This window comes from Vibrio sp. C8, from assembly GCF_054051265.1.
The window spans coordinates 546,047-566,357 of record NZ_JBPAOE010000011.1 but is presented as its reverse complement, the minus strand read 5'-3'; the positions used below and the strand labels follow the sequence as shown (position 1 = coordinate 566,357).

Here is a 20,311-nt window from a genome sequence, read left to right as displayed (position 1 = left end):
CCTGTAAAAATGCATCTATCGCACGTTTATGTCTACAATTTATACAAGGGTGTTTTTGATTATCACAGTTGCAATACTGGGGATAAAAACAGTTTTATTGAGAGTGTATGTCGTTTCTATGCAGAGTATTCATATCGCCAATCATCACTTTGACTTACGTTCTCCTTATGCAAAATGGGTAGGCATCGCAGCTGCTTTATTGGCTTTGGGGTTTGTTATTTGGTCACCTAGTTGGAGGCAAGCCTTAGTCGCTATAATCGGTATTTGTGTATTGTTGGTTGTGGGTTACTGGTTAATTAGAAAAAGCCAAGTTGGCTATACCTTCACTGCCACTCACTTTCAGCAGCATCTGTTTCGAGGCGGTTGGGTTTTGCGTTGGAATAACATTAGTAAAATCGGCATTTGTACTTTCGAACAAGATGGATGGCATCATCCGTTGCCATGGATTGGCATCAAGCTAAAACGCTACTCTCCTTATCTTGACAGTATTTGTCCGCGTATCGCCTCTGAAATATTGCTCAGCCAACGTGCTCTACTCTATCTCGGGGCACGACAAAAAAACCAAGAAACTCAGTTTGAAGATATGGTGTTGGATGCTCAGCAGTACAAAGAATCTGCAACTAAAAGCTATTCAGGCTTAATGGCTATGTTGGCAAATAGAATGATGTATCAGCGCCAATATTACGATTATGACGTTTTTATCTCAGCGAATGATTTAGATAGAAGTGCGGAAGAGTTTGTAGGGCTAGCTCGGCGCTACCTAGCAGCAGCCGAGCCAGAAAAAACAGATTAGTAAAGCGGCATTTCATCAGCCACGTAGTGATTGTGTAATCGTTCATGACCGAATGTTGATTTAGGTCCGTGCCCAGGAATAAAAGTAACATCGTTACCTAATGGCCAAAGCTTAGTTTTTATGGAGTTCAGCAAATCACCGTGATTACCCTGAGGGAAATCGGTACGACCAATACTACCGTGGAACAGCACATCACCAACAAACGCCAGTCGTGCTTCTTCACTGAATAAAACCACATGCCCCGGAGTATGCCCCGGAGTGTGAATCACTTGAAGAGCCTGTTTACCGAAGGTCACTGTGTCACCTTCATCCAACCATCTGTTAGGCTCAAATGCTTCTGTCAGTGGGAAACCGAACATTTGGCTTTGACCTTCTAAGCCTTGTAGCCAGAAATTATCTGCTTTATGTGGACCAACAATATCGACATTGCCAAGCTGATCGGCCAATGATTCTGTACCACCAACATGATCTAAGTGACCATGAGTAAGCACAATGTGAACCACTTTTACTCCCAGCTCATCAATCATAGCTTTCAATTGTTTGACGTCACCCCCCGGATCGACAACAACGCCTTCCATGGTTTCATCACACCAAACAATTGAACAGTTTTGAGCGAAGTGAGTCACAGGGACAACTTGATATTGTAAAGACATAAAACAAACCTTGTTCGATATTCGAAATTCGAAATTGTTCGAACTATGCCACTAGAACCCTAATTTGACAAGCTACGAGCCTTGCCAGTTGCGGATTGGCCCTGTATCAATATGGACAAAACCACTTTGAGGATAATACCCAACACCACCCGCTTTTAAGCTTAGTGCCGCTTCATGAACTTGTTTCAATGAAACACCATCTAAGCGGAAATCGAATGCCTTACCCATCATATGGAAGCTCTTCTGTGCAACACCATTTGAGTTTTGACGAAGCATTTCATTGGTAGCCGGAGAACGATAACCAGAAATAATCTGCACCTCAGCCTCACAGCCGATTAAGGTTTGAATACGGGTTAACTGATCAAAAAGCCCTTTGTCCATAGGATGAACTTCGTTGCGACGGAAATCGCGGCAGATATGATTGAGTCTTTTAAGCTCTGAACGCACATAACGATGACCATTGAAATAGCAACTTTCTAGCGTTTCACCCGTGTGAAGGTTATTTAGTGCCAAAACACGAGGTTCATCTGGGAGAGAGGCTTGAACTAGGCTTGGCGAACAAGCCGCAACCACTAAACCACTTCCAGCAAATTTCAAAAAATCACGTCTAGATACAATCAAACCAACACCTTTACTACTGATTAAATTTCAAACAGAGGGCGAAACTTAACGGACTCGCCAGTGAAGGTCAAATGCATATTTTGTGCACAAAATCGTCTTAAACAGTGATTTGTAACATTAGTGATTGAACATAAAGAGAAACTTTTATATGTAAATTTTGAGTAAACTTTGAAGTGAATAGCATAGGCAAGTTAAATTGCCAGCCTTTGCCTCTTATCCACGAGCTTGAGCGTCTAGGCGGTAAACATCATCCCTGTACTGAAGACTTCCACCTTCATACCAAACAGTTTGGTAAATGATATGAACTGGGATTCGCTTCTTCAGCGCAATCGACTTATTGCTAGGGTTTTGTTCATCTTTCAATTTGGACTCATCAATTCCCTGAGTTTCAAAAATCTTAGCAGCAAAAATAGACGCATCCTGTACACGAATACATCCTGAGCTGAACGCCCTTGATGGGCTGCTAAACAGATGCTTGCTTGGCGTGTCATGCAAATAGATAGCGCGAGCATTCGGCGTATTAAACTTGTACAACCCTAATGCATTTTGACGCCCCGATTGCTGGCGCATTCGGTATGGGAATGTGTCTGGGTCTACGCTTGTCCAATCGATCGCTTTTGGATCTAAAGTTTTGTCTGAGGACCAACTCTTAATTATTTCAATATGGTGCCGATTGAAATAATTTGCATCCCTCTTCGCCAGTGGAAGTATATCTTCCACCATAATTTTTCTCGGAACATTCCAAGTGGGATTTAAAATCACGGAATCGAGTTTAATAGACATCAAAGGTGTCGGACGTTTAACACTACCCACAACCACTTTCGATGAAAATACCGGTTTGCCTGAATACCAGTACTTCATGTCAAACCCAGGAATGTTCACCACTATCACGGTGTCTTCTTCTTGTGACCATAAGCGACTGCGCTCAGTATTCAACGCCAGAAGAGCCAAACGGGACTTAACAGAAAGGTTGAGCCATTTTAATGTGTCTGGACCGATGATCCCGTCTGACTTGAGACCATGCATTCGTTGAAATCGTTTAACGACTTTCACCAGACTGTTGTCATACCATGTGACATTGTCACTAACCTGACTCATATCTATGTTCACCAGCGATAAGCGATGTATTAACAGATCTCTATCATCAAGCCTATCACCCGGCTTTATTAAACCTTTTTGGTTATAGCGAGGAATGATCTCAGATTCTTTCTCAAGCAGAGTTTTGTATGCGGTCATCAAAGGTTGGTATGACGCATCGTTAGGTGTATATGACTGGACCAACTCACCAATGCCGTTCGTTGCCACTGCTACTTCTAAAGAAACAAAGGCATTTTCACTAGGCAAGGGTAAGTTGTATGTCAGCTTCTTTCCCTCAAAGAACCATTGTTGTCCGAGCTTTGCGGCTTGTTCGGCATAGCTCAGATACATGATGAGAGTATCTGTGGCTAACAGGTCGTATTCAAACCAAGTATTTTGCTCGCGGTATTTTTGCAAGTAGCTTAAGCGCCGATCAAATAAAGGACTGATACCAGCACGATGGATAACTTCAAGCTGCTGCTCAAACTTTTGAATGGTAGCTAAATCGATCCAAATAAGTTGAGCGTTATTTTGCTGATAAATACGCTCAACTCTCTGAGGATATGCCAACAGTGACAAAACCGGTGAATCAGGTTCAATCCAACCTAATTCAGAAAGCCGTTTTTCTGCTGCTGAAACCGATATGCTGAACAAAATTAGCAACACTGCAAAAAAACGATTTTTCTTCATATAACGACGCCTAACTCAACAACCTATAGATTGAGTATGGCAAAGAATTAGTCAATTGTTATAACAAAATTAAACAATTGCTGACCAGTGATTATCCCATTGCACATTTGATACACTCGTTTGCGCGCCATGAGGATATTGGTTACTCACTACCATCCCAGCACCGGAGCTTACCTGAAATTGGTCACCATACACAACAACGCCAGAAGCATCGGGTAAAGGTGCAAGTTCAACTAAACGACGAGTTTCTTTCGACCAAATACCATAGCAGTTGCCGACAGGAGACGTAGCCAGTATCCACTTATCCGTAGCCGCTATGCTTGCTATATAGTGATTAAAGCGAGCCCATTCTTCAGGTTCAGCAAACAAAGGTTGCATTTCTCCACTCCGGGTATGCATGGCAATTAAAGAAGGTGTATCTTCCGGTTGCCCACGATATTGTTGTCCACACAGTACAGTTTCACTTCCGTCGTGAGCAAGGTGACGAATACTCAAATGGTGATCCGGTAAAGAAACCTGCTCCAGTACTTTGCCATTCATAGACAAATAGGTAAGACTCGGCTGCATTGTCTCTATATTTAGAGGCTCACGACCATTGGTATGAACGCCACCCACACCAATCGCTAATGTGTTGTCCGGCATCATAATCACTTCATGTGGGCCGATACCAAAGCCTGTCAGTTCATCGGTTTTCTTGTAGCCCTTTTGAACGTCATAAACACCAATGATCCCCTTGCTAGTTCCTCTTTCACCTTCAGTAGCAAACAACCATAAGCCATCATTGGAATAGACGCCATGACCGTAATAGTGTCGCTGAGAACCAGACGAATTGAGCGCTATCATCTCGCCACTCAGATAGTCAAAAACCATCATGAACTCCCCCGGACGACGGCCAAAAGCAACGGCTTGACTCATTTGTGGATGAATAGCGACCCCATGCCCTCTTGCAGGTAAGGGCAACTGACGAATCGCTTGTCCCTTTTTATCGGCAACTACAGCGCTAAACTGGTCGCGGCTTGTCACTGCACAACCAATGAGTGCTGGTTGATTTTTATTCCCACTGCTTGCACAACCAAACGGAAGTATTGGAGTGCAAACACCGAAGAGAGCCGCTTTTAATAGCGAGCGGCGTGTATAATCAGTCACCATCGGTTGCATTGAATCCTATCACTACATCTAGTTCCACAGAGACTTCGTCATGTAACAAGTACTTGAGTTGCTCCATTTTGTTGTACTGAGAAAGCACAGTTCGGTATCCCTCTTTTGTTTGCAGCAGGTCGAACAAACTTCCCTCTTCAGGCCATGTTGCCAAAAGGTTTGCATATTGGGTTTTCACTCGTTCTGCCAAATCGACCAGTCCGCGATCTCTCAGCATTTTGTCCAAACCATTTCCATCAGATAAATACAGCGATTGCATCGCTTCAATATTGGCTTTTAGGTTGAACATAGACGTTTTAGAGCGCCATGACTCAGAGAAATATGGGCGAGGTTTACCAATATTCGCTAAAGGACGGCTTAACTTAGACATGGAAAACTCTAACTGATTAGATAGCAGCGCTATGTATTCCGAAGTCCACGTTTTTTCATCCAGTTTTGTCCAAGGGTTTGTACGCCACGCTTTTTCAATCGTATCGGCTCTGTTTGCCAGATTTTCACTAATTGCCGTAGCTGACATGCATGCCTGAGCCTTTGAAGTGGTCAGCGGTGATTTTGAATCGTAGAGCATCCATTCAATAGCACCAAGCCCTTGTACCGTCACACTGTTTTCTGCAATTTCGGAAGCAGTCCAAACTTTATCCTGCTTTGTTAGCGCGCCCATTTTCAGACCTGTAGTGTTTTTCTTATCTGGCCAAAACTGCACATTCCAACTTTGAGCAAGAGCGTCAGCAGGACCTCGTTCCTGACCTTCTAATGCCATCCACGCAAGCATAGTGCTATGCCATTGCTGTTTGATCTCTGAAATATCTATGGAATCTGCCTGACAGAACTCAGAAAACGTTTCGGCTAAAGAATGGGCTTGCATAGAAAAATGATTTGCGGCTTGATACTCCACCAAATAAGTAGCCTGGCTTACGTGTTGAGTCTGCTGCGCGTGCGAAGCTGTTTGACTTGTTTGACAAGCCGTTAAGCTCAGTACCAATATGCTTGGCAAAAAAAGTTTGAAGGTCATATAAACACCTAACAAAGAATGACTTTATAAAGAATTTAGAAATGCGATTAAGGCTTCACGTTCTTTCTTACTGAACTGAAGTACTTTTTCTTTGGCTGCTTGAGCTTCGCCGCCATGCCAAAGCACCGCTTCCATAAGATTTCGTGCGCGTCCATCATGTAGGAAGTACGTATGGTTATTCACTTCCTCTGTATAGCCGATACCCCACAGCGGTGGCGTTCGCCACTCGTTTCCTGATGCAAGAGCTTCAGGTCGGCCATCACTTAATCCCTCACCCATATCGTGTAATAACAAATCTGTGTATGGATGAATTGTTTGTTCTGACAGTGCAGGTCTAGATTCCACTTTTGCGGTTTTAACCTCTGTTTTGTGGCAGCTATTACATCCTACTTCAGCAAACAGCTTTTTACCGTGTTGAACTTTTGGGTCATCAACGTTTCGGCGCACAGGCACTGCTAAATGTTGCGAATAGAACTCAACGAAATCGAGTATATTATCACTCACTTCTGGTTCACCACCGTTAGGCACTTGACTACAAAGTGTTTGATGCACACTGCAATTTTCTTTTGGGAATAGATGGCTGGTCAAGCCTAAATCACCATTGAACGCTGCAGCATTTTGTTGCATCAACGATGGTTGCCCTGCTTTCCAGCCAAAACGTCCAACGACTTTTTTCTCTTGGCGGACATCCCAAACTCGGTTTACACGACCAGAAATTCCATCACCGTTAGCATCGTTCTCGTCTTGCCAAGAAAGAATCGTCTGTTCTGGAATAGCTTCTAACAAGCCTAAACCAATCATAGGCGGGGCGACACGCGCAGAAAATTGAGTCTTCGGGTGTAAAGCGCCATAGCCTAGATTTTGAATAGATAGATTCGGTTTACGTAAAAGTACTGGAGTGCCATCCGCAAACTTAACCACCACATCGTCGTAAGTAATTTGAATTGAACCTTCAGCTTTTTTCCCCGGGAGCGCAAAGTCTTGCAGTTGGTCACCGTAAACGGGCTCAGGTACTACACCAGCTTTGTTATATATGGCTTTTTGTGCCTGTGTTTCTGCTGGAATGCTCAAACGCACAAGCATCGAAACCGCTTGTGTATCATTGGCTTCTGGAGGATGCCCTCGTCCGTCTTTGATATGACAATTCTGACAACCATTAGTGTTAAAAAGAGGACCAAGACCATCGCGGGCGTCGGTTGATGAAGGTGCTGGAACCCAAGGATTACGGAAAAAGCTATTACCCACGCTAAAGTCCAAACGTTTTGCCATTGGCAAGTTTGATGCAGGCAGAGAATAAGCATTAGGGCCGGCTTTCGTTGTACTGGTACTGCCCCCAGATTTCACGTCTTCAGCCACAGCATGGCAAGAGGCCAGACTCAGTAGTAGTGCTGAAAAATAAGACTTCATTGCGTCTTTCTCATTATTTAAAAAGCAAGAAACCCAATCCGTCGCACCTCATGTCAAAGATCTAAAGATTGGGTATAAACGAGTTCTCTTTTATGGGGGTGAATCTAGTTAAGAGAGCTCAGTCTGCCATCGAGATTAAAAATCGTGGTCAGCATTATCTGGATTGAGATTGTCGATACCGATAATACCTGCTGCACGCTCAATAGAAGCCGTTTGAGCGACTAAACCCGCGATAGCTTTGTTGACTAACGCGTTGCCTTCAGCGTTGTCTGCCGCAATTAACTGATCAAAGTGCTGATTGTTTTGTTCTGCTGATTTAACTAACTCACTAACTTCTGCACGAGAAGCTTCAAATTGAGCCAGAATGTCTTTCGCAGCTGCTGAATCTTTGTCTGCAACTAAATCATTGATGCTTGGACCAGAAATTTTAGATCCGTCTACACGTGAATATGAGCCCGTATAGACGTTGTAAATGCCTTGCTCATTGAAGTAATGAGAATTGTGCGTGTTGTCTGAGAAACAATCGTGCTCGTCTTCAGTGGAATTCGCTTCAAGCGCCACTTTCATACGCTCGCCAGCTAACTCACCAAGAGATAGCGACCCCATGCCAAACAACATTTTGCGAATGCCGTTTGTTGCTGATTCTGAAAGTAGTTCCTGACGGTAATTGCCTTGTTCCGATGCTGACCACTGTTTTTCCATCCACTCAAGATCTTGAACCAAAAGCTGAACAGCCGCTTTTAGGTATTGAGCACGACGGTCACAGTTGCCGTTTGTACACTCTGCACCTTGAACGTAATCTGTATAACGACGAGCGCCAGCGCCAGGGTTAGTGCCGTTTAGATCTTGGCCCCATAGCAAAAATTCAATGGCATGGTACCCAGATGCAACGTTAGCTTCCGAACCACCAACTTCGTTCAGGCTAGCGATTAAATCAGGGGTAATAGTAGATGCATCGATTGTCGTTGCACCGATCGTGATCGCTTTATTACTGATAATGTTTGCACTTGCGCCTTCATTACCAAGTTCATATTGGTAATCTGTCGCAACGTAATCGATCAGCCCCTCATCCAAAGGCCAAGCGTTTAGCTGCCCTTCCCAGTCATCGACAACGGCGTTACCAAAACGGAAAACTTCAGACTGTTGGTACGGTACACGCGCTGCTAACCAAGCTTTTTTAACATCTTGCAGTTTTGCTTCTGACGGTGCAGACAGAAAAGCATTCACTGATTTTTCAAGGCCTTTGGCTGTTGTCATTGAATCAGCAAACACTGCATGAGCAATATCTGCATAGTTTTCTACAACTTGTTGTTGAGTAACTGCGGCCATGCTTGCAGCACTGGCTAAAGCTAAAGAAGCGGCGATAGATTGGACTAAAAACGATTTCACTTTCATTGAAGCATCCTTGTTGAGCAACTTATAATGTTAGTGCTAATTATTATCATTTGCACTACTAGTTACGCATCATACAAATTTACAATTTATTTGCAAGCTGTAACAAAAAAAACCTCACCGAGGTGAGGTTTTTTTATGCAAAAATGATGAACTATTAAAGTTTTAAATTGTGCTTTCCGTGTGAGACTTTTGCTTTTAAATAGTTTTCGTTGCCTGACTTAATATGAGCGGCGGTATTGACAACTTCAACGATCTCAATGCCATGCTGTTTTAGCTCATTGACTTTTTTAGGGTTATTAGTCACTAATAGAATCTTACTGATACCCAAAGCTTTCAACATTTGTGCAGCTTCAGTGAAATCACGGAGGTCGTCGCCGAAGCCCAAATGGTTGTTGGCTTCGTAGGTATTCATCCCTTGGCTTTGTAAACGGTAAGCATCGATTTTGTTATAAAGCCCAATACCCCGGCCCTCTTGACGTAAATAGAGAATAATTCCGCCAAACTCACCCATTTTCTCAATGGTTTCTTCCAACTGCTCACCACAATCGCAACGCGACGAATGGAAAACATCACCAGTTAAACACTCAGAGTGCATGCGAACTAATGGAATCTCTTGAGACTTATCAACGGATTTGAAGATAACAGCAACGTGCTCTTTGTCTGTTTCTAACCCTTTGAAAGAGAGGATTTCAGCATCAATGTTACTTTTAGCGCCGACTTTAAAGTCAACTCTGGCTCTTACTTCCGCCATATCTGTACTCACTTTACTCAAACATTACTTATGCACAGTCGTTAATAATTTATCTTCTTCTCATACTTAGCAAAGCAAATTACTCTACCACATTGAGAATCCATGCATTCGAATCAGTTAATCTTGCCATAACTATGGGGATTGACCCGCCAGTTTTCAATGAAAAGATCATAATCTGTTTATCCACTCAAGTAACTTATAGAAACGCACTCTGTAAGATTCATTAAGCTTTGTTGTTATAATATAACAATTTAAAAAAACGGCAATAAAAAACCCAGCTGTATAAAGCTGGGTGTAAAGTACTAGACTAACTTAGTTTTTCTGCGTTTTCTTCCACATTGTGAAATCAATCCAAATTTGTTCTAGCTCTTTCAATTCTTCCGCAGTTAATAACGATAACGTTGATTTAGACGGAGTCGAAGAATATGGCTGCAGAGAACTAATTTGTTCATGAAAAACTTCTTTCAATTTATAAATCATCAGTTGGTCCACTGCCTTAATCCATTAATAAGCATTAATTCTCAAAAATAATACCATTTAAAATTCATTTTTGTGACAAAAAACATATTAATGGAACGATTATCACACTTTGCATTTGATTTTTTATAGCTGCTATTTTTGATCAAAAATATTCAAATAGATCAATTACCTTAGCCTTTGGATCAGTTAGATGAGCTTGCTAAAGAATGGGCTATATGCATATTCACTTCGCTTGAATACTACTCCACCTAACCACTCTCTACTTCTCATACTTTAATAAATATTCATATTTTATTTATTAACAAATTGATATCGCATAGAGTTTCAAATATACGCAAATATCGTTTTCTAAAGTGGTATCCAGTTTTTTAGATAAAAAAAACCGAGTATTTAATACTCGGCTTTTTATATAGTAAAAGTTATTTATTCTGAGTCGGATTCGCTATCAGTTTCAGAATTATCACTCTCAACTTCAACGGTATCCGTTGACTCAACTGACGAATCTAGAACTTCATCACCCTCTTCCCCTTCAGGAAGTTCAGTTTCTTCGATTTCTTCGATACGTTGTAGTCCAACGACTTTCTCATCTTCCGATGTACGGATAAGTGTTACACCTTGAGTGTTACGGCCAACTTGACTCACCTCACCAACACGAGTACGTACAAGAGTACCTGCGTTAGTGATCATCATGAACTCATCGCCTTCTTCCACTTGAACCGCACCGATAACGAGGCCATTACGCTCTGATACTTTGATCGACACAACACCTTGTGTTGCACGGCTCTTCGCTGGGTATTCACTTAGAACAGTACGTTTACCATAACCATTTTCCGTTACTGTCAGTATGTTACCGTCAGTCTTAGGAACGATCAGAGACACAATTTGATCATCGCCGTTTAGCTTCATACCACGAACACCAGCTGCAGTACGTCCCATAGCACGAACTTGTTGTTCGTTGAATCGTACAACTTTACCTGATTGAGAGAACAACATGATGTCGTTGTTGCCGTCTGTGATATCTACGCCGATTAGAGAGTCTTCATCACGTAGGTTAAGAGCAATCAGACCATTTGCGCGTACGTTAGCGAATTGATCCAAAGAAGTCTTCTTAACAGTACCGTCGCCCGTTGCCATAAAGATAAATTTATCTTCACTGAACTCAGTTACAGGCAGAATCGCTGTGATACGTTCGTTTTCTTCAAGCGGTAGTAAGTTGACGATTGGCTTACCACGAGCAGTACGGCTCGCTAATGGCAATTGATACGTCTTCAAACGGTATGTCTTACCACGCGTTGAGAAACATAGAATGTTGTCATGAGTATTCGCGACTAGTAGACGTTCGATATAGTCTTCGTCTTTCATGCGCGTTGCACTCTTACCACGACCACCACGACGTTGAGATTCATAGTCGCTTAGAAGCTGATACTTCACATAGCCTTCATGAGATAGAGTCACAACAACATCTTCACGAGCAATCAGCTCTTCCATATCTATGTCATGGCTTGCAGCTGTGATTTCTGTACGACGTGCGTCACCAAAAGCATCACGAACCGTTTCTAGCTCTTCACGGATAACTTCCATCAAGCGCTCAGTGCTGCCAAGAATATGCAGTAGCTCTGCAATTTCTTCTAGAAGCTGTTTGTATTCATCAAGAATCTTCTCGTGTTCTAGACCCGTTAAACGGTGTAAACGAAGTTCTAGAATCGCCTGAGCTTGTTGCTCAGTTAAGAAATATTGACCGTCACGAATACCGTATTGAGCTTCTAACCACTCTGGACGAGCTGCATCTGTACCAGCACGCTCAAGCATTGCTGCTACGTTGCCTAGATCCCAGCCACGTGAAATCAAACCAACTTTAGCTTCTGCTGGTGTTGGAGCCTTACGGATCAACTCGATGATTGCATCGATGTTCGCCAGTGCTAGTGCTAAACCTTCGAGGATATGAGCACGCTCACGAGCTTTACGTAATTCAAAAATAGTACGACGAGTCACCACTTCACGACGGTGGTCAACGAAGCACTTAATCATCTCTTTCAGGTTAAACAGTTTTGGTTGGCCATGTTCAAGGGCAACCATGTTAATCCCGAAAGTAGTCTGAAGTTGAGTGTTTGCATAAAGGTTGTTCAGAACAACTTCACCTACTGCATCACGTCTACATTCAATAACAATACGCATACCATCTTTATCAGATTCGTCACGTAGTGCGCTGATGCCTTCAACTTTTTTATCTTTTACAAGTTCCGCAATTTTCTCGATCAAGCGAGCTTTGTTCACTTGATACGGAATTTCAGAAACGATGATTGTTTCTTTGCCACTCTTATCTGCTTCAATATCAGCTTTAGAGCGCATGTAAACTTTACCGCGACCAGTCTTATAGGCATCAATGATACCTTTACGACCACTAATCAATGCTGCGGTTGGGAAATCTGGTCCTGGGATGTAATCCATCAACTCATCAATAGTGATGTCTTCATTGTCGATGAATGCCAAACATCCATTCACAACTTCAGTTAAGTTGTGTGGCGGAATATTGGTCGCCATACCCACGGCGATACCTGACGAACCGTTCACAAGCAGGTTAGGAACTTTCGTTGGCAGTACAGCAGGAATCTGCTCAGTACCGTCGTAGTTATCTACGTAATCAACCGTTTCTTTATCTAAATCAGCCAACAGTTCATGGGCTATTTTAGCCATACGAACTTCGGTATAACGCATTGCCGCAGCAGAGTCGCCATCGATAGAACCGAAGTTACCTTGACCATCCGCTAGCATATAGCGAAGTGAGAACGGCTGTGCCATACGTACAATAGTATCGTATACAGCACTGTCACCATGTGGGTGATATTTACCGATTACGTCACCTACCACACGGGCAGATTTCTTATATGGTTTATTCCAATCGTTGCCCAATACGTTCATAGCAAATAGAACGCGGCGGTGTACTGGTTTTAGACCATCACGCACATCAGGAAGAGCACGACCAACGATAACTGACATCGCATAGTCTAGGTATGAACCACGAAGCTCATCTTCAATGTTTACGGGCGTGATCTCTTTAGCTAGATCGCTCATAGAGCCTTTATCCCTCTATAGTTTGATCGGTATATCCAGACAGTGAACTATTACTTTAAATAAGCCGAATAGACACTGTTTTCCAATTTCCAGATATTATTGATACTTATAAGGTGAAAAAATATAACACAACTTATAACGGTTCGGCATAACTTTCATTGCCCTTTTATCAGGTTGTGATGTTTGTTGCCTCTAAAATGTGGAGAAATTACACACTTCTCCCATATCCAACTGATAAATGGTTAATTTTTACCCATATATTTACTAAACAATCAATTCTTGCTTAAACAAATAGAGAACAACTGGTTTGATTTACTCATAACGTTATAATGCCCACGTAACCACGGATGAGTATTAAAGGCAAATTCACTATGACGACCACTCAAAATCAAAACGTCGACCCTAACGAAATAAAAAAATTCGAGGACATGGCCTCTCGTTGGTGGGATCTAGAAGGCGAATTCAAACCTCTTCACCAGATTAACCCTCTTCGCCTCAATTATGTTCTCGATAAAGCGGATGGCCTTTTCGGCAAGAAAGTTCTGGACGTGGGCTGCGGTGGTGGCATTTTAGCGGAAAGCATGGCTCGAGAAGGTGCAGAAGTTACAGGCTTAGATATGGGCAAAGAACCTTTGGAAGTTGCTCGCCTCCACGCGTTAGAAACTGGAACTAAGCTCACTTATATCCAGAGTACAATCGAAGACCACGCAAAAGAAAACCCACAAACCTATGATGTGGTGACTTGTATGGAAATGCTGGAACACGTCCCTGACCCACTTTCCGTGGTTAAGTCCTGTGCAGCATTGGTCAAACCGAACGGGCACGTCTTTTTCTCTACTCTGAACCGCAATATTAAGTCTTATCTTTTTGCCATCGTAGGCGCAGAAAAGCTGATGAAAATTGTTCCTGACGGTACTCACGACCACGAGAAATTCATTCGCCCTTCTGAGTTACTAAAGATGGTTGACCAAACACACCTTAAAGAACAAGGTATCACTGGTTTACTTTACAACCCGCTGACTGACACATATCGCTTAGGGAAAAATGTTGATGTGAATTACATCGTTCACACTCGTTTGTTCTGATTGCACATATTCTGGTCGAAAAGTTGAGGGCTTTTTAACCCTCAACTACTTCAAGAAATATTTCATTTTTATGCACGATTTTCGTGCATTCTGTTCCATTTTGAATCAACAAAATTTGGCTCGAATTTTTAGTTAAAGATCAAGGGAATTTTTTTTTGATCGGTTACGAATAAACCAATCTTGAAAGCTCGTTTTTTTACAATCAACTCTGTTCTTAGATCATCAGTTAGTGGCTACTAACGTTTTTTTTTATTTTCAAAGTTATCCACAAAGTTTCCCCTAAACTGTAACTTGCATTAAAGGGGTTATAGCACTATGTTGTAACTCGAACACTGATGCACCCCTATATGTAGTGTCTAGGCCACTACATATAGGAAGAGCATAATCACAAAACCGTTAATAATTTTACAAGAATTACATAGAAAAACGGTTTTAATCAGTTTTGTTAGGGAAATGAAGCAGAATGAACCAACAACTCACTGTCACAAAGCGTGATGGCCGCAAAGAAACTATTGATCTGGATAAGATCCACCGAGTGATCACATGGGCTGCTGAAGGCCTACAAAATGTCTCTGTATCACAAGTGGAACTTCGTGCTCACATCCAGTTCTACGACGGCATTACCACGTCAGACATCCATGAAACGATTATTAAATCAGCAGCTGACCTGATCTCTGAAGAGAGTCCAGATTACCAATATTTGGCTGCACGATTAGCGGTATTCCATCTACGTAAAAAAGCTTATGGTCAATATGAGCCACCAACACTGTTAGACCACGTGTCGTCGATGGTGGAAAAAGGCAAATACGACAAGCACCTAATGGAAGATTACACGCGTGAAGATTTCATCAAGCTTGATAGCTTTATTGATCACCGTCGTGACCTAAACTTCTCTTATGCTGCGGTAAAACAGCTTGAAGGTAAGTACTTCGTACAAAACCGCGTGACAGGTCAGATTTATGAAAGTGCTCAGTTCCTTTATATTCTTGTAGCAGCTTGTTTGTTTGCTAAATATCCAAAAGACACACGTTTGGATTACATCAAGCGTTTCTATGATGCGACATCAACATTCAAGATTTCTCTACCTACACCAATTATGTCTGGTGTACGTACTCCTACCCGTCAGTTCAGTTCATGTGTTCTGATTGAGTGTGGTGACAGCCTAGATTCTATTAACGCGACAGCGAGCTCAATTGTTCGTTACGTTTCTCAACGTGCGGGTATTGGTATCAACGCCGGCCGTATTCGTGCTTTAGGCTCAGAAATCCGTGGTGGTGAAGCTTTCCACACAGGTTGTATTCCATTCTACAAATACTTCCAAACAGCAGTGAAATGTTGTTCTCAAGGTGGTGTTCGTGGTGGCGCAGCAACGGTGTTTTACCCTCTATGGCACGGCGAAGCTCAGTCGCTACTAGTTCTTAAGAACAACCGTGGTGTTGAAGAGAACCGCGTTCGTCATATGGACTACGGTGTTCAGCTAAACAAACTGATGTACCAACGTTTAGTGGAAGGCGGAAACATTACTCTGTTCTCACCTTCTGACGTTCCTGGACTTTACGATGCGTTCTTCCAAGATCAAGACGAATTTGAACGTCTATATGTGAAATACGAGAACGATGCTTCGATCAAGAAGACAACCGTTAAAGCTCTTGAAATGTTCACTCTACTAATGCAAGAACGTGCTTCTACAGGCCGTATTTACATTCAGAACGTTGACCACTGTAATACTCACAGCCCGTTTGATGCGAGTGTGGCTCCAGTACGTCAATCAAACCTATGTTTGGAAATTGCACTGCCAACCAAACCTTTAACTAACGTTGAAGATGACAATGGCGAAATTGCACTTTGTACTCTGTCTGCATTCAACCTAGGTTCGATTGAAAATCTAGACGATTTTGAAGAGTTAGCTGACCTAGTGGTTCGTGCGCTTGATGCTCTGTTAGATTATCAAGATTACCCGCTGCCAGCCGCTTATAAGTCAACGATGAATCGTCGTACGCTTGGTGTCGGTGTAATTAACTACGCATACTACCTAGCGAAAAACGGCGTTAAATACTCAGACGGCAGCGCGAATGCTCTGACGCACCGTACGTTTGAAGCAATGCAATACTACTTGCTCAAAGCTTCTGTACAGCTAGCGAAAGAACACGGTAAGTGTCCTCTGTTTGACGAAACAAATTACGCGAAAGGCTTACTACCAATTGATACGTATAAACGCGACCTAGACAAGATCTGTGATGAAGCACTTCATTACGACTGGGACGCACTACGTACAGAAATCATGGAGCATGGTTTACGTAACTCAACTCTGACAGCTCTGATGCCTTCTGAGACATCTTCTCAGATTTCGAATGCAACCAACGGTATCGAACCACCTCGTGGTTACGTATCAGTAAAAGCATCAAAAGACGGCATTTTGAAGCAAGTTGTACCAGAGTTCCTAAAATACAAAGAAAACTACGAGTTACTTTGGAACATCGGTTCTAACGATGGTTATCTACACCTAGTGGGCATCATGCAGAAGTTCGTTGACCAAGCTATTTCAGCGAACACCAACTACGACCCTAGCAATTTTGAGTCTGGCAAAGTTCCGATGAAGAAATTGCTTCAGGATCTGCTAACTGCATACAAGTTTGGTGTGAAGACGCTGTACTACCATAACACTCGTGATGGTGCGAAAGACGATCAAAAAGACGTGGTGCAGCCACAAGATGACGACTGCGCAGGCGGCGGTTGTAAGATCTAATCTGATTGACTCGAATTTTTAACTGATTTGAATGCCCTTTGACGAAGGCGAAGGGCAAAATGGATGACTGCAAATGGCTTACAGTACTTTTACTCAGAAAAAGAATAACCAACTTAAAGAACCAATGTTTCTTGGTCAGCCAGTTAACGTGGCTCGTTATGACCAACAAAAATACGACATTTTTGAAAAGCTGATCGAAAAGCAACTTTCTTTCTTCTGGCGTCCTGAAGAAGTTGACGTTTCAAGTGACCGTATCGATTACAACAAGTTACCTGATCATGAAAAGCATATTTTCATCTCTAACTTAAAGTATCAGACTCTACTTGATTCAATCCAAGGTCGCAGCCCTAACGTTGCCCTACTTCCGCTGGTTTCACTACCAGAATTGGAAACTTGGATTGAAACTTGGTCTTTCTCAGAAACGATTCACTCTCGTTCGTACACACACATTATCCGTAACATTGTTAATGACCCAGCGGTAGTGTTTGACGATATCGTAGAAAATGAACACATCATTAAACGTGCGAAAGACATCGCGCATTACTACGACACTCTGATCCAGTTAAGCAACGATTACCACCGTTACGGCGAAGGTACACACACGGTTAATGGCGAAACAATCAAAGTAAGCTTGTCTGCACTTAAGAGACAGCTATACCTATGCTTGATGTCTGTTAACGCGCTAGAAGCGATTCGTTTCTACGTAAGTTTTGCTTGTTCATTTGCGTTCGCAGAACGTGAACTGATGGAAGGCAACGCGAAAATCATCAAGCTTATCGCTCGTGACGAAGCATTGCACCTCACTGGTACACAGCACATGATCAACCTGCTTCGTAACGGCATGGACGATTTTGAGTTCTTACAAATTGCAGAAGAGTGCAAGCAAGAGTGTTTTGACTTGTTTAAAGCTGCAGCAGAACAAGAAAAAGAGTGGTCTGAATATCTGTTCAAAGATGGATCTATGATTGGTCTGAACAAAGACATTCTGTCTCAATACGTTGAGTACATCACCAACATCCGAATGCAAGCGGTTGGCCTTGAAGCAGCGTACCCTAATGCAACCAGCAACCCTATTCCATGGATTAACGCATGGTTATCCTCTGATAACGTTCAAGTTGCTCCACAGGAAGCAGAAATCAGCTCATACCTCGTTGGTCAAATCGATAACGAAGTTGGCGCGGATGATTTCGAGGGCTTTGAGCTGTAATGGCAACGGTCAAAATCAACAAAATAATCACTATTGAATCTAATCCGTCAAACACATTGTTAGAAACAATGGAACAGGCGGGGTTAGAGCCGGAATACAACTGCCGAGATGGCCACTGTGGAGCGTGTCGTTGCACGCTTCTCTCCGGCGAAGTCGAATATGTTGGTTTTGCAATGGCGTATACGCAAAGCAATGAAATTTTGCCTTGCATATGTAAAGCAAAAACGCCAGTTGAACTAGCCGATGTGCATTACCAGCCAAAAGCGAAACGAGCATAAGCCTGCGTTATTTGTTCGCACAAGCAGAGATAAATTAAAGCCAGAGCTAAGCTCTGGCTTTATTCATTCCAAATAGAATTTCATCTGCCGTTCCCATAGAAACGGATTTATGACCGATTTCCCTGCCGCCATCATCATACAAAGACAAGCGATAGCCAGGATAGCTTGAATTGTTATTGTCGACTGGCGCATGACGCCACAGTGAAACAACATCATAATCCTCACCACTACCGGTAAGTGCTTCTCCTAACACTACTTTTTGGCTTGCAATTTCGTACCACACTAAGATTTTTGATTGTGAAAACATACCCAGCCTCCTGCCGAAGTCACAGCAACGAGCTTTCAGTTTACAAACAAAATTGAGAAATTTTGACTCATTTGTGAGACGAATTTTTACCTCTCTTAAAATCATCGGTTTAGATCTTAGACAATTTACGCATATGAAATGAGATAATATCGATTTCGGTAATAAGCTAATTATTCATTAGCTTATTACCATTCATCATACGGAAAATAAAACTTGGTAGGATTCGACGAATGCAGATCAATTCAAAACACTACTTGGAAGATACATGTCTTTAACTGTCGTCACTGAACTGTACTTGGCCAGAATAGGTTTTCCTTCCAAGTAACGACGTAACATATCAGCGGCAATAGTACCGATAATTTGCCTCTGTTCTGAAGTGGCGTAACTACGGTTGAACTTCAAGGTTTGTCCCCACTCCCCTTGCGGGCTCGACAGGGAAACCGTGAAATGCTCTTCATTGAGCATGCCCGTCACTAGTGAAAGATCGGTCGCGCATTTTTCTTTCGTTGCCGCAGCCAATGCAAAAGAAGCCGCCAACGGATCCTGATGCCCCAAACCTTCCTCCGCCTTATGGCTAAGTATCCAACTATGCCCACTTAGCTTCTCTATCTCCGCATTGCTCAGCAGCCAATTAGATAGCCAACCTTTGGTTGATTGTTCTGCCAAAGCAAGTGACATCGCTTTTTCAGCCATAAGATGACCGATATGTTCTAGCATTGGTTCATCCACGCTGACAACATATTGCTCCAAGTGCGCATATATCATTTGTAGCAGTTTTACCCGCGTATCTAGGTCATTACGAGGACCAAACAGCTTCACTTCAATAAACGGCAAATAAGAACGGTAACCAAGCACGTATCCTTGAGGAAGCTGAAGTTTATCCAACTTGTCGGATATGCCCGATTCCGTTGTGCCGAATGTATAGAGACGACTACATTCTAAACCAGCCTGTTCCGGATACTGCTTTTTCAAATCTGGCAATATCTGCTCACTGACCATGAGCTTAAATTCTTTCGGAACACCCGGAGTGAAGTAGAACCAGCAGTCATTAATTTGAACCTTAAACCCACAGGCTGTGCCAATTGGATTATCGAGGATGATCGCTTTTTCAGGCAACATGGCTTGTTTGATATTGCTTTCCGGCATTTTGATTTTACGCTGAGCAAAAAACGCTTCGAGTTTCTCTAGCCACTCAGGAAACAGTTTGAGTTCTTGTTCTGCGGCTAACGCTGCGCATTCCGAACTTAGATCATCAGTCGTTGGTCCCAGACCGCCGTTCACTACTACTACATCTGCGTTAAAGCTCAGCATTAATAGCTCTTCGACTAACGACGTTTTTGCATCTCCGACCGTTGAGCGTTTGTTTAACGCAAAGCCATTTTGGAAAAATTCTCGCGACAACCAAGCTGCATTGGTATCGACGATGTCTCCATGCAACACTTCCTCGCCAGTGCTTAACATTGCAACTTTGAGCATATTCTTACCTTTAATATATTTACCTAACCTATACTCGGTTATATAGCATTCACTATATCCTCTGGAATGTGCTATTTCTCCAGAAGTTTTTCGTTTATGTGCA

Annotated in this window: 17 protein-coding genes; 5 read left to right on the top strand and 12 right to left on the bottom strand. The window is 42.6% G+C overall.

The features are described from left to right. The first annotated feature begins 118 nt into the window (after positions 1-118). Entirely contained in the window at positions 119-793 is a 675-nt protein-coding gene (locus ACRQQK_RS08695; RefSeq protein ID WP_457511010.1) for a DUF2982 domain-containing protein, read from the top strand. On the opposite strand, the gene ACRQQK_RS08690 is transcribed toward ACRQQK_RS08695, so the two are convergent. The 10 genes from ACRQQK_RS08690 to gyrA all read right to left on the bottom strand — a co-directional run bounded on the left by ACRQQK_RS08690 (position 790) and on the right by gyrA (position 13,109). After that, positions 790-1,446 carry an MBL fold metallo-hydrolase gene (locus tag ACRQQK_RS08690; protein WP_457511008.1) on the bottom strand — a complete coding sequence of 219 codons (657 nt, stop codon included), beginning with the start codon at positions 1,444-1,446 and terminating at the stop codon, positions 790-792. The two genes, ACRQQK_RS08695 and ACRQQK_RS08690, sit on opposite strands and share 4 nt — an antisense overlap. A gap of 72 nt (positions 1,447-1,518) precedes the next feature. Then, a complete protein-coding gene (locus ACRQQK_RS08685) occupies positions 1,519-2,067 on the bottom strand; it encodes a DUF882 domain-containing protein (protein ID WP_457511006.1) in 549 nt (182 codons plus the stop codon). Positions 2,068-2,280: 213 nt separating this feature from the next. Beyond that, positions 2,281-3,834, bottom strand: a complete 1,554-nt coding sequence (locus ACRQQK_RS08680; protein WP_457511004.1) for a L,D-transpeptidase family protein — start codon at positions 3,832-3,834, stop codon at positions 2,281-2,283. 69 nt (positions 3,835-3,903) lie between these two features. Then, positions 3,904-4,992, bottom strand: coding sequence for a DUF1513 domain-containing protein (locus ACRQQK_RS08675; protein ID WP_457511003.1), 1,089 nt, complete (start codon positions 4,990-4,992; stop codon positions 3,904-3,906). Then, on the bottom strand, positions 4,973-6,004 hold the full coding sequence (locus ACRQQK_RS08670) for an imelysin family protein (RefSeq protein ID WP_457511002.1): 1,032 nt from the start codon (positions 6,002-6,004) through the stop codon (positions 4,973-4,975). Before ACRQQK_RS08670 ends, ACRQQK_RS08675 begins: the two co-directional genes overlap by 20 nt. 24 nt (positions 6,005-6,028) lie before the next feature. Beyond that, positions 6,029-7,411: a di-heme oxidoreductase family protein gene (locus tag ACRQQK_RS08665; RefSeq protein WP_457511000.1), complete on the bottom strand. Its 1,383-nt coding sequence runs from the start codon at positions 7,409-7,411 to the stop codon at positions 6,029-6,031. A gap of 135 nt (positions 7,412-7,546) precedes the next feature. Continuing rightward, positions 7,547-8,806 carry an imelysin family protein gene (locus ACRQQK_RS08660; RefSeq protein WP_457510998.1) on the bottom strand — a complete coding sequence of 420 codons (1,260 nt, stop codon included), beginning with the start codon at positions 8,804-8,806 and terminating at the stop codon, positions 7,547-7,549. Between the two features lie 154 nt (positions 8,807-8,960). Next, entirely contained in the window at positions 8,961-9,557 is a 597-nt protein-coding gene (locus ACRQQK_RS08655; protein WP_457510996.1) for a GTP cyclohydrolase II, read from the bottom strand. 312 nt (positions 9,558-9,869) lie between these two features. Further along, positions 9,870-10,049, bottom strand: coding sequence for a hypothetical protein (locus ACRQQK_RS08650; protein ID WP_457510994.1), 180 nt, complete (start codon positions 10,047-10,049; stop codon positions 9,870-9,872). A gap of 411 nt (positions 10,050-10,460) precedes the next feature. Further along, entirely contained in the window at positions 10,461-13,109 is a 2,649-nt protein-coding gene (gene gyrA, locus ACRQQK_RS08645; RefSeq protein WP_457510993.1) for a DNA topoisomerase (ATP-hydrolyzing) subunit A, read from the bottom strand. Positions 13,110-13,480: 371 nt separating this feature from the next. Between gyrA and ubiG the strand changes: the two genes are divergently transcribed. The 4 genes from ubiG (at position 13,481) to yfaE (ending at position 18,425) form a co-directional block, all read left to right on the top strand. Further along, positions 13,481-14,194, top strand: a complete 714-nt coding sequence (gene ubiG, locus ACRQQK_RS08640) for a bifunctional 2-polyprenyl-6-hydroxyphenol methylase/3-demethylubiquinol 3-O-methyltransferase UbiG (RefSeq protein WP_457510991.1) — start codon at positions 13,481-13,483, stop codon at positions 14,192-14,194. Positions 14,195-14,657: 463 nt separating this feature from the next. After that, positions 14,658-16,940, top strand: a complete 2,283-nt coding sequence (nrdA, locus tag ACRQQK_RS08635) for a class 1a ribonucleoside-diphosphate reductase subunit alpha (RefSeq protein WP_457510989.1) — start codon at positions 14,658-14,660, stop codon at positions 16,938-16,940. A gap of 73 nt (positions 16,941-17,013) precedes the next feature. Then, positions 17,014-18,147, top strand: a complete 1,134-nt coding sequence (nrdB, locus tag ACRQQK_RS08630; RefSeq protein ID WP_457510987.1) for a class Ia ribonucleoside-diphosphate reductase subunit beta — start codon at positions 17,014-17,016, stop codon at positions 18,145-18,147. Beyond that, positions 18,147-18,425 (top strand): class I ribonucleotide reductase maintenance protein YfaE, encoded by a 279-nt coding sequence (yfaE, locus tag ACRQQK_RS08625; RefSeq protein WP_457510985.1) that lies wholly within the window; start codon positions 18,147-18,149, stop codon positions 18,423-18,425. Before nrdB ends, yfaE begins: the two co-directional genes overlap by 1 nt. A 46-nt stretch (positions 18,426-18,471) precedes the next feature. Here yfaE and ACRQQK_RS08620 read toward each other — a convergent pair whose 3' ends face one another. Together ACRQQK_RS08620 and ACRQQK_RS08615 are read right to left on the bottom strand one after the other, a co-directional pair. Further along, a complete protein-coding gene (locus ACRQQK_RS08620) occupies positions 18,472-18,732 on the bottom strand; it encodes a 30S ribosomal protein S6 modification protein (protein ID WP_102953074.1) in 261 nt (86 codons plus the stop codon). 237 nt (positions 18,733-18,969) lie between these two features. Beyond that, positions 18,970-20,208, bottom strand: a complete 1,239-nt coding sequence (locus tag ACRQQK_RS08615) for a CinA family nicotinamide mononucleotide deamidase-related protein (protein WP_457510983.1) — start codon at positions 20,206-20,208, stop codon at positions 18,970-18,972. Positions 20,209-20,311 lie beyond the last annotated feature (103 nt).